The sequence below is a fragment of the Streptomyces sp. NPDC031418 genome, assembly GCF_055581605.1.
Window position 1 is genome coordinate 1 of record NZ_JBVIJC010000048.1, and the last position, 1,191, is coordinate 1,191.

A 1,191-nucleotide genomic window follows, 5' to 3' on the forward strand; every position below is an offset into this window, starting at 1 on the left:
GAGGTGCCGGAGCTGTACGAGTCGGCGGTGCGGGAGGCGGTGGCCGCGTTCGGCCGCGGCGAGTGCTTCGTCGAGCGCTACCTGGACCGGCCGCGGCACGTGGAGACGCAGTGCCTGGCCGACAAGCACGGCAACGTGGTCGTGGTCTCCACCCGGGACTGCTCGCTGCAGCGCCGCCACCAGAAGCTGGTCGAGGAGGCGCCCGCGCCGTTCCTGTCCGAGGCGCAGGTCGCGGAGCTGTACCGGGCGTCGAAGGCGATCCTGAAGGAGGCCGGCTACGAGGGTGCGGGCACCTGCGAGTTCCTCGTCGGCCAGGACGGCACCATCTCCTTCCTGGAGGTCAACACCCGTCTCCAGGTCGAACACCCCGTCACCGAGGAGGTCGCCGGGATCGACCTGGTGCGGGAGATGTTCCGGATCGCCGACGGTGAGGAACTCGGCTACGGCGACCCCGAACTGCGCGGCCATTCCTTCGAGTTCCGTATCAACGGCGAGGACCCGGGCCGTAACTTCCTGCCCGCCCCCGGCACGGTGACGGTCTTCGACGCCCCTTCCGGGCCCGGTGTCCGGCTGGACGCGGGCGTGGAGGCCGGCAGCGTGATCGGCCCGGCCTGGGACTCCCTGCTGGCCAAGCTGATCGTCACCGGCCGCACCCGCAAGGAAGCCCTCCAGCGCGCCGCCCGCGCCCTGGAGGAGTTCAAGGTCGAGGGCATGGCCACCGCCATCCCCTTCCACCGCGCGGTCGTCAAGGACCCCGCCTTCGCCCCCGAGCTGACCGGCTCGGCCGATCCGTTCACCGTGCACACGCGGTGGATCGAGACCGAGTTCGTCAACGAGATCAAGCCCTTCGCCGCCCCGGCCGATGCCGAGGCCGAGGAGGAGACCGGCCGGGAGACGGTCGTGGTCGAGGTCGGCGGCAAGCGCCTGGAGGTCTCCCTGCCGTCCTCGCTGGGCATGTCGCTGGCCCGCACCGGTCTCGCGGCCGGTGCCAAGCCCAAGCGGCGGGCCGCGAAGAAGTCCGGCCCCGTCGCCTCCGGTGACACCCTCGCCTCCCCGATGCAGGGCACCATCGTCAAGGTCGCCGTCGAGGAAGGCCAGGAAGTCAAGGAAGGCGACCTGATCGTCGTCCTGGAAGCCATGAAGATGGAACAGCCCCTCAACGCGCACAAGGCCGGCACCGTCAAGGGCCTG

General features: G+C 70.8%; 1 protein-coding gene. It reads left to right on the forward strand.

All coding sequences use genetic code 11. The annotated features are described in order from the left end of the window. A partial coding sequence (locus tag ACZ5CZ_RS38580; RefSeq protein ID WP_468949510.1) for an ATP-binding protein occupies positions 1-1,191 on the forward strand: 1,191 nt, incomplete at both ends.